The organism is Legionella sp. W10-070, assembly GCF_900640175.1.
Lineage (GTDB): Bacteria > Pseudomonadota > Gammaproteobacteria > Legionellales > Legionellaceae > Tatlockia.
This window is the reverse complement of sequence record NZ_CAAAJC010000027.1, coordinates 20,797-29,865: the sequence shown is the minus strand read 5'-3', so window position 1 is coordinate 29,865 and position 9,069 is coordinate 20,797. Positions and strand designations below refer to the sequence as shown.

Genomic DNA, 9,069 nt, shown 5'->3' with positions numbered 1-9,069 from the left:
CAGGGTTTTTTCACGTTTCGATAAAACCATTTCAGCATTTTTAGGGTTTATTCACTTTGCCGGAGCGCTGATATGGATGCGTTAGAAATTTCGTTCACGGAGCCTAATGCCCTCGGTAATAAGTTCAAGGGCTCCTTTAGAAGCCGAATACACACTACGAAACGGTAACCCTATATAACCAGCTATGGAAGTAATATTAATGATCAGTCCCGACCGTTGCGCTCTCATAGTGGGTAATACCGCTTTTATAACTTCAATGGGGCCAAAAAAGTTTGTTTCAAAATTATTCCTGATTTCATCTATGGGAATTTCTTCCAAAGGACCTGTGATACCCACTCCAGCATTGTTGATGAGTATATCAATTTTCCCTTCTTTGGAGAGAATATCAGCTATAGCTTCACGAATGGTTTCGACCCGACGGACATCCAAAGCCAGCAACGGAAACAAAGACTCATTCACGCGTTTAGGGTTGCGGCTAGTACCGTATACTATATAACCTTTATGTTGTAGAAATTCGCCAATGGATTTTCCTATACCGGAGGAAGCTCCTGTAATAAACACCACTTGTTTCATAATTGTATGGGGTTGAAAACACGCTACGATAGTACGAAAAAATAGATTATAAACATTCCTATAACCGAAAGTATAGCAGCTTTGCTTCGCCTGCTTTCAGGCTCACTATGACGGATATACAGCATAACCAAGCCATTAATTTCATAAAAAATTATATTATTTAAAAACTGATATACTTAACTATTATGATGATACATAACCCAACTCAGACAATTCAACTAATCATCGCCAATGAAATTCAGGGGATGGAGTTCTTGTCAAGCTTTAGGAGTGAATTTAAAGTAGCCGATAATCAAGAGGCATGTATACGATTGATGTTCAATGTCATGAACAATCCAGATGCAAAAACGCGCATGCAAAAACATATTAATTCATCATTATCAAGTTTCATTATGGAATTTGCTGATGATTATCCAATAAACGTCATTCGACTTATCCAGGTTGTGCAACCAGAACATTTTGCAGATCGAATTGCAACGAATGAAGCATTATATAGCGTTGTTCCAAAATATCTATCATTACTAAATAATGATAACAAAAAAATAATGTATGAAATTTTTATTAAAGCCAGCGTAACAAATTGGAACATTTTATTATTAAATTACTTACATAATTTCGATACCGATCTATTTAAAGAATATACTATTAATCTCTCTCAAGAAGAGAGAGAAAAAATCATTAAAATGTTAGATGTTTCGCAACATAATACTACTGATAGTTTAGCTTTAATAATGAAATATATGCCCCAATTCACTAAAGGATTTGACAAAGAAAATCACATTACATACAAAGGCGCGCTTCTAACTTGCGCTCAGATAGAAGAACAAAAAACATATCCATTCATGGTGACTGTATTGAATGGTAAAAAAAATGAATTCACCCCTTATTTTGATATATTAAAATCATCCGATTTCCCGTTACGAGAAAAATTTATCATCTCTTCTGGACATTGGGTAACGGGAGAAATTCTGTTTGATGAATCCAGTAAACCAACGATGTATATATTAGATTCTTTAGGAGTAAGTAAAAACTTTCCATTAGATTTTATTAAGGAATTCAAAAATAAATTTCCAGATGGCGAGGTTTATTTTTCTGAAGAGAAACGGCAAGCAAATAATAAGGCTTGTCCAGTTTTTGTTTTAGACGATATTGTTCACCTTCATACGATCGAGAAATATCTCTTACCAATTTACCAAAATTCAATTCTTTCCTACATTAAAAAACACGTAGTAAAGGAAAAAGAAATTGATGGAATTAAAGTCAAGCTTTTTAAAATGCCACTTCCGTTGCTTCGAACAACCCAATCGAAAGGGTTATTATCTGATTTATTTCCTAGAAGGGCACTGGAAGATCAAGACAATCTTGAGCGTAAAATAAATAAAAACAATAAAAGTATGATTGAAAGTATGAGAAAGTCCATTAAGAATAATATAAATCTAAGGATTCATAATAGGTTAGATAAAATAGCAAAATCAAATTTAAATTATTTGTTAAGCACTGATATTGATGTTCTCAAAAATAAAATGAAAAAATTTACGTTATCCGGATTCAAAGAAAGGATGCTTACAGCAAGATACAGCGTTACTAAAAAAATATAATTTTTATTTTTTTGCGCCGATTCTTCAGAGCCTGGATGCAGACCCAGAGGAACCGTGTAACCCAGGATTTCAGCTGAGCAGACGTGCTCTAAACTATGAAAACTCGGGTTACAGCGATTTACGCTTTCACTCAAGCTTGTTTATTTGCTACGCTTGCTGATTATGCTCAACAAAGAATAAGTGCAACATCCACCTACTCGTTGCTTTTATCTTATTTATCGCTAAGTCTAAATAAATTCATACCTCGTTTGACGAATAGATTTCTGCCTGCGCAGAAATGACAACTTTCAATCTTCTTATCAAGCAAAATGATATGATCTTGTTTCTGGACAGTAGGGAGCGTCAGGCAAGATTAGTTCAACCCAGCCGTTTTCTTCTTGTTAATCTCAATTTGCTCCCCCAAACAAAGCGCCATGAATAATATAAAAAAATATCCAGAGCCTGAATAAAATAATAGGGAGTCAGATAAATTACCTATAGCAAAGGGTATCAGCATTGAAAACGCAACAGGTCTCATTTTATCGAGCCGCCAACAACCATAAGCAAGGCTAATCAGCAAGAGTAACCAGGCTCCTGTCCCCAATAAACCAAACTCTGCCGCGATTAGCCAATACTGACTATGGGGCTCCAATAGCTTCCAACTCCACATAGGGACTGGTTTTTCCTTTTCAAAATAATAAGTAAAGCTAGCCGTACCATTGCCTGCCAATGGGTGCCGACTAAACAGCTGGTATGCAAAATCATGAAACTGTAAACGAAGGCCGATATCCGTATCTTTTTGATTATGCTGATACCCATGAATTTGTTGGCCTATTGCGTCTACACGCATCTTCATCACGGGGCTGGTGATATAACTTGCGGAAAAAAATGCAAAAATCAAAAGAATGCCCGCTATAGCCTGGCGCCAGCTGCATATTTGCAGGATGAAAAGTGACAAAAGCAATAAATAAATTACATACCCTGTGCGGCCTTCATTGATAAAAAGTATCTGATAGGTAAATATCAACAAGAGCAAGCCATAAAAATAACGGTGTGCCCCCTTTTGCCGATAACCTAATAAACAAGATAAATAAGCAGCAAAAGCAACCATAAAGCCTGTCATAATATGATTGCGGAAAACATGATCAGGTTTAAAATTTAAAAATTGTAAGTAGCCATGAAACTTAAGAATTGATAATCCGCAGGTAATTAACATTGCCAACAAAAAAGCATGCAGGCTGATAGTACGTGTTTTAGCCTTTTGAAATCCAACCAGTAGAACAGGCAGGTACAGCAATTTACTATACTTCTCCACCACAAACATTTTGTCTGAAAAACCAGCAGGACTCCAAAAACAGGCAACCAAGGTCATTAAAAATAACAAAAGCGCCGCCTTACACCAGGTATTAGAAAAAGAGTTTAGGATCTGGGCGCGATAATCGGAAGTCAATAAAATAGCGAAGACAGATAAGCCTAGAGAGATGCTTTTGGCAGTTGAACTCATCGGCAATGTCAATAGAGTTGCAGCCAAAAGAAAGGGTATTGCTTGTTGAAGCGAAAATTTTTGTGAATAGTTGGCTAAAGTGTCCATATTATTTGGCTATTTCAATATATTAGGCAGTTGATCAAGTTGTGAATCGCGGTAAATCTGCTTCATACCACGATAAAAAGTCCCTTGCGCATTAAGCGCAGCAAATAAAAAGCCAGCCTTCCCGTCGAGAAAACCTCGCTGTAAAAAATAACAGCGAAAAAACATCCAGGCTGTTGCTGACAGGGTTTTTACAAAGCTCGGTGATTTTTTATTTTCAATTCTAATCTTTGCGCTATAGGAAGAGTATTTATTCATCTTATAAAGTGCATGACTAATATCCTGAAAAGAATGATGTTGAATTGCAGACTTTAACCGACAGACTCTGGCGTCAGACGGCAAGATTACTTTCTCATGGACAATATCATCACTATAACGTGCGCCTTCCCGTTTAAAGAGGCGAATATGTCTTTTCGGACTTGATGAGAAGCGCAATGGTTTACCATAAAAATTCATGCGGATGGGAATGCGATAGGCATCCGCCTCATCACTATTAATAGCCTCTTGAATCGCTTGCCGTAATTGTTTATCTACTGACTCATCCGCATCAAGATTTAAAACCCAATCCCCTGCAGCATAAGTTAAAGCTCGCTGTTTCTGAACGCCATAGCCCTGCCAATCGGTACAATAAACCTGTTCAGTAAATTCTTTTGCGATATTGACAGTATCATCGCTACTCCCTGAATCAAGCACAATAATTTCGTCTGCCCAAGACACAGATTCCAGACAACGCCTGATATTCGCTGCTTCGTCTTTAGCAATAACAATAACACTCAGCATGAAATAACCAGCTACAAATAATGACATATTCTACCCTAGTTAAAATAGAATTGCATTGTTTAAGCTGATATATATGGCTACCATTAATTAACACCAACCGCACCATTAATAGCACGTGCGTAACATGAATTATGAAGCAAACAAGCCTGGGTGGAAGCCTGAAGGGCTGAAACCCGGGGTTCACCCGGGCTACTTGCCACTTACAGTGTTAACAAACGCCTTCTCTATGATCATGGCTATCAAAGTGTAACTTTCCATCTTTCACTTTCAAAGTGACATGACCGCCATTAACCAGTTTGCCAAATAATAACTCATCAGCCAAAGGTTTCTTGACATTTTCCTGGATTAATCTTGCCATTGGCCGTGCCCCCATAGCTTTATCATAACCATGTTCAATCAGCCAGTCACGGGCTGCCTTGTCAACCTTAAAGCTCACACCTTTATTACTTAATTGCTCATCAAGCTCCATAATAAATTTATCGACAACCAATCCTATCGTTACACTATCTAATGGTGCAAAATTAATAATCGCATCCAGCCTATTGCGAAATTCAGGACTAAATTGCCGTCTAATAACATCCAGGCTGTCATTGCTGTTATCCTGCAATGAAAAACCAATTGAATTTCTGCTGATTTCACTGGCTCCGGCATTGCTGGTCATCACCAGAATTACATGTCGGAAATCAGCCTGTCGGCCATTGGTATCAGTCAAGGTGCCGTGATCCATAATTTGCAGTAATAAGTTAAATACATCGGGGTGCGCTTTCTCTATCTCGTCCAATAAGAGTACTGCATGAGGATTTTTAGTAACGGCTTCCGTCAACAAACCACCCTGATCATAACCAACATATCCAGGGGGGGCACCAATCAAACGAGAGACCGTATGTTTCTCCATGTATTCAGACATATCAAAACGCAGTAATTCAATCCCTAACACATTTGCCAGTTGCTTAGTTACCTCTGTTTTACCAACCCCTGTAGGTCCAGCAAAGAGGAAACAACCAACCGGTTTCTGAGGCTCACGAAGTCCTGAACGGGCAAGCTTAATCGCTGAAGCAAGCGCAGTAATAGCATTATCCTGTCCATACACCAACAATTTTAAGTCTCGCTCCAGGTTACGCAATGTATCTTTATCCTGTGCAGAAACTTTCTTGACAGGAATACGCGCAATTTTAGCTACTACACTCTCAATCTCTGTAACACTAATAATTTTCTTTCGTTTGGTTGCAGTTAACAGATTTTGATAAGCCCCTGCTTCATCCACAACATCAATAGCTTTGTCAGGCAGGAAGCGATCGTTAATATATTTTGCAGACAATTCTGCTGCTGCTTTCAATGCAGGGATAGAAAACTTGACATTATGATGCTCTTCCAGACGTCCCTTTAAACCCTTAAGAATTTCAAACGTCTCATCAATACTTGGCTCTTTAATATCGATCTTCTGGAAACGTCTGGCGAGTGCTCTATCCTTTTCAAAAATACCCCTGTATTCCTGATAGGTCGTGGAGCCTATGCATTTTAGCTCTCCGTTTGCCAGCAAGGGCTTAATGAGATTTGATGCATCCATTACCCCGCCTGATGCTGCACCAGCACCAATGATAGTATGTATCTCATCAATAAACAGCACTGCCCCATCTTGTTGTGATAGTTGCTTTAAAACTGATTTCAAGCGCTTCTCAAAATCCCCCCGATATTTGGTACCAGCCAGTAATGCGCCTAAATCGAGCGAATAAACAACACAATTATTAATGGCTTCAGGTATCTCACCATCCACTATTCGTCTGGCCAACCCTTCGGCAATCGCAGTTTTACCTACGCCGGCCTCTCCCACTAATAAAGGGTTATTTTTTCTTCTACGACATAAAACCTGAATGGTTCGTTGAATTTCTTCATGGCGGCCGATTAACGGATCAATTTTACCTAATTTGGCTCGCTTATTAAGATTCATGCAATAACTTTCGAGCGGGGATTCACTTGTTTCCCCGCCAAACGCATCTTCATCCATAGGAGAGTTCATACCATCAGTCATATCGTTATGATATTTGGAAACACCATGAGAAATATAATTTATAACATCTAATCGCGTAATATTTTCTCTGCGCAAAAAATAAACAGCCTGGCTTTCCTGCTCACTGAAAATGGCAGCCAACACATTGGCACCGGTCACCTCTGTTTTTCCTGCAGACTGTACATGAAAAACAGCCCGCTGCAATACACGTTGAAAACCTAAGGTAGGCTGGGTTTCCCTATCGAGTTCATCTTCCGGTATCCTGGGGGTAGTTTCATCTATAAATTCAACCAGATCTCGGCGCAGGGCCTCAACATTGGCATCACAAGCCTGCAGAACGTTGCCAGCAGCAGGATTGTCAAGCAATGACAATAATAAATGCTCAACAGTCATGAATTCATGACGTTTTTCCTTTGCTTCCTTAAAGGCTAGATTTAAGGTGAATTCAAGTTCTTTATTTAACATTGTCGTTGCTCCTCTTTCCAGCCAACACCATTATTCAGGCTCCATGGCACATAGCAAAGGGTGTTCATTACTTCTCGAATAATCATTCACTAAAGCCACCTTTGTCTCTGCTATGTCCTTGGTAAAAACACCACAAATACCCTTTCCTAAAATATGAACCTGTAACATCACCTGAGTTGCTACTTCTTCATTAAAATGAAAAAACCGCTTTAAAACCTCAACCACAAATTCCATAGGAGTATAATCGTCATTCAGCAGGATAACTTTATATTTTTTTGGTTGCTTGAGCTTGGGTAATGCCTCAGATTCAACCTGTTTATGTTCAACTATTTCCTCTAAAGACCATCTACTCATTACATACACCCTTTATTAATTTTATAGACTTCTCGAGCGTATTTGGCCAGTAAAAATTGCTTTAATTCATGAAAAAATCAACCATTGTGATAATCAAAAACAGCTTGATTAGATAGCTTTCACACCAACGCCCAAGAATAATCCAAAACCATCAATTTCTTGTCAATTAATAGCCGCCGATAGCTTTCAGGTTTCTCTTCTATTTGTTACACCATGAAAAAACCAACTTCTTTTTCTCAAAATTAATGCCGGGTGCGGTTAAAGTCGCCTCCTTCATGCGTAATTTTTTTACCTGCTAAAGATGGCCAAGGCTTGGCAAACAAAGGCGCTCGCTCGGCCATCCTATTGAATCTGAAGAGAAATATTTAGATTCAATAGGCAATTTTATTTAACTCGATATTCACATATGCTTAATCAGTTCTTCCGCAAACCCTGAAGAACTAACACAGGTAGCACCTTCCATCATACGCGCAAAATCGTAAGTCACAACCTTAGCTTCAATAGCTCCTTCCATTCCTTTAATAATGTAATCAGCAGCCTCTGTCCACCCTAAATGGCGTAGCATCATTTCGGCAGATAAAATTAAAGAACCTGGATTTACTTTATCCTGACCGGCATATTTAGGAGCCGTTCCATGAGTTGCCTCAAAAACTGCCACCTTCTCCCCTATATTAGCCCCGGGAGCGATGCCAATTCCACCCACCTGAGCTGCAAGCGCATCCGAAATATAATCACCATTGAGATTTAAAGTGGCAATCACACTATAGTCTTCCGGCCTTAATAAAATTTGCTGCAGGAAGGCATCCGCAATAACATCCTTGATAATAATGGACTTTCCTGTTTTTGGATTCGTTAATTCATGCCAGGGGCCACCTTGATATTCCTTAGCGCCAAAACTATTACGGGCAACCTCATAACCCCAATCCTTAAAAGCACCCTCAGTAAACTTCATAATATTTCCCTTGTGCACCAAGGTCACTGAATCGCGCTGATTATCAATCGCATATTGGATTGCAGCCTTCACCAGGCGTGCAGTACCTGCTTGCGAAACAGGCTTTATCCCTATGCCACAGTGCTCAGGAAAGCGAATTTTCTTAACGCCCATTTCTTTTTGTAAAAAGTTAATCACCTTGTTAGCTTCTTCTGAATTAGCCTGCCATTCGATGCCGGCATAAATGTCTTCAGAATTTTCACGGAAAATAACCATGTCTGTTTTCCATGGTTCTTTAACCGGACTTGGAGTGCCCGTAAAATAACGCACCGGACGCAGACAGGTATAAAGATCCAATTCCTGGCGAATGGCTACATTTAATGAGCGGATGCCCCCACCAACTGGAGTTGTCAAAGGCCCCTTGATAGACACAACAAACTCTCTCATCGCCTCCAGTGTTTCTTTTGGCAGCCATTCATCACCACCATACACTTTTGTTGCTTTCTCGCCTGCATACACTTCCATCCATGCAATCTTTTTCCTATCGCCATAGGCTTTTTTTACAGCAGCATTAACAACATTTATCATGGGAGGCGTAACGTCAACACCAATACCATCCCCTTCAATAAAAGGGATAATAGGGCAATCAGGGACTTTTAACGACAAATCGTCAGCAACAGTAATAACCTGGCCTTGGGCTGGAACATCAATCTTTTCAAATGTCATTAGCAACTCCATCATTTTTAAAGAGTTAATCATATCATGTGAAAACCCTTTGTCCCAAATACGTTTA

General features: G+C 39.2%; 7 protein-coding genes and 1 pseudogene. 2 read left to right on the top strand and 6 right to left on the bottom strand.

Annotated features, from left to right (window positions below; all coding sequences use genetic code 11):
* Window positions 1–85, top strand: a pseudogene (locus E1O65_RS10895) (IS5/IS1182 family transposase); the annotation flags it as partial.
* Here the strand turns inward: E1O65_RS10895 and E1O65_RS10890 are convergent.
* Window positions 82–573 (bottom strand): SDR family NAD(P)-dependent oxidoreductase, encoded by a 492-nt coding sequence (locus E1O65_RS10890; RefSeq protein ID WP_133133628.1) that lies wholly within the window; start codon window positions 571–573, stop codon window positions 82–84. The pseudogene E1O65_RS10895 and the gene E1O65_RS10890 overlap by 4 nt on opposite strands.
* 185 nt (window positions 574–758) lie before the next feature.
* Between E1O65_RS10890 and E1O65_RS10885 the strand changes: the two genes are divergently transcribed.
* Window positions 759–2,171: a hypothetical protein gene (locus E1O65_RS10885; RefSeq protein ID WP_133133627.1), complete on the top strand. Its 1,413-nt coding sequence runs from the start codon at window positions 759–761 to the stop codon at window positions 2,169–2,171.
* 352 nt (window positions 2,172–2,523) lie between these two features.
* Here the strand turns inward: E1O65_RS10885 and E1O65_RS10880 are convergent, their stop codons facing one another.
* From E1O65_RS10880 to icd, 5 genes are all read right to left on the bottom strand, one after another.
* The gene (locus E1O65_RS10880; RefSeq protein ID WP_133133626.1) at window positions 2,524–3,741 is read right to left on the bottom strand and encodes an O-antigen ligase family protein; all 1,218 of its coding nucleotides are present in this window, start codon (window positions 3,739–3,741) and stop codon (window positions 2,524–2,526) included.
* Window positions 3,742–3,750: 9 nt separating this feature from the next.
* On the bottom strand, window positions 3,751–4,518 hold the full coding sequence (locus E1O65_RS10875) for a glycosyltransferase family 2 protein (protein ID WP_133133633.1): 768 nt from the start codon (window positions 4,516–4,518) through the stop codon (window positions 3,751–3,753).
* 208 nt (window positions 4,519–4,726) lie between these two features.
* Window positions 4,727–6,991, bottom strand: coding sequence for an ATP-dependent Clp protease ATP-binding subunit ClpA (clpA, locus tag E1O65_RS10870; protein WP_133133625.1), 2,265 nt, complete (start codon window positions 6,989–6,991; stop codon window positions 4,727–4,729).
* A gap of 30 nt (window positions 6,992–7,021) precedes the next feature.
* Window positions 7,022–7,345 carry an ATP-dependent Clp protease adapter ClpS gene (clpS, locus tag E1O65_RS10865; RefSeq protein ID WP_133133624.1) on the bottom strand — a complete coding sequence of 108 codons (324 nt, stop codon included), beginning with the start codon at window positions 7,343–7,345 and terminating at the stop codon, window positions 7,022–7,024.
* Window positions 7,346–7,745: 400 nt separating this feature from the next.
* Complete coding sequence (gene icd / locus E1O65_RS10860; protein WP_207384244.1) at window positions 7,746–9,017, bottom strand: NADP-dependent isocitrate dehydrogenase; 1,272 nt, start codon at window positions 9,015–9,017, stop codon at window positions 7,746–7,748.
* Window positions 9,018–9,069: the final 52 nt, after the last annotated feature.

What these genes read in the sequence shown, in the direction of transcription:
- E1O65_RS10890 (WP_133133628.1), bottom strand. Translation starts at nt 573, where the DNA reads ATGAAACAAGTGGTGTTTATTACAGGAGCTTCCTCCGGTATAGGAAAA.
- E1O65_RS10885 (WP_133133627.1), top strand. Translation starts at nt 759, where the DNA reads ATGATGATACATAACCCAACTCAGACAATTCAACTAATCATCGCCAAT.
- E1O65_RS10880 (WP_133133626.1), bottom strand. Translation starts at nt 3,741, where the DNA reads ATGGACACTTTAGCCAACTATTCACAAAAATTTTCGCTTCAACAAGCA.
- E1O65_RS10875 (WP_133133633.1), bottom strand. Translation starts at nt 4,518, where the DNA reads ATGCTGAGTGTTATTGTTATTGCTAAAGACGAAGCAGCGAATATCAGG.
- clpA (WP_133133625.1), bottom strand. Translation starts at nt 6,991, where the DNA reads ATGTTAAATAAAGAACTTGAATTCACCTTAAATCTAGCCTTTAAGGAA.
- clpS (WP_133133624.1), bottom strand. Translation starts at nt 7,345, where the DNA reads ATGAGTAGATGGTCTTTAGAGGAAATAGTTGAACATAAACAGGTTGAA.
- icd (WP_207384244.1), bottom strand. Translation starts at nt 9,017, where the DNA reads ATGATGGAGTTGCTAATGACATTTGAAAAGATTGATGTTCCAGCCCAA.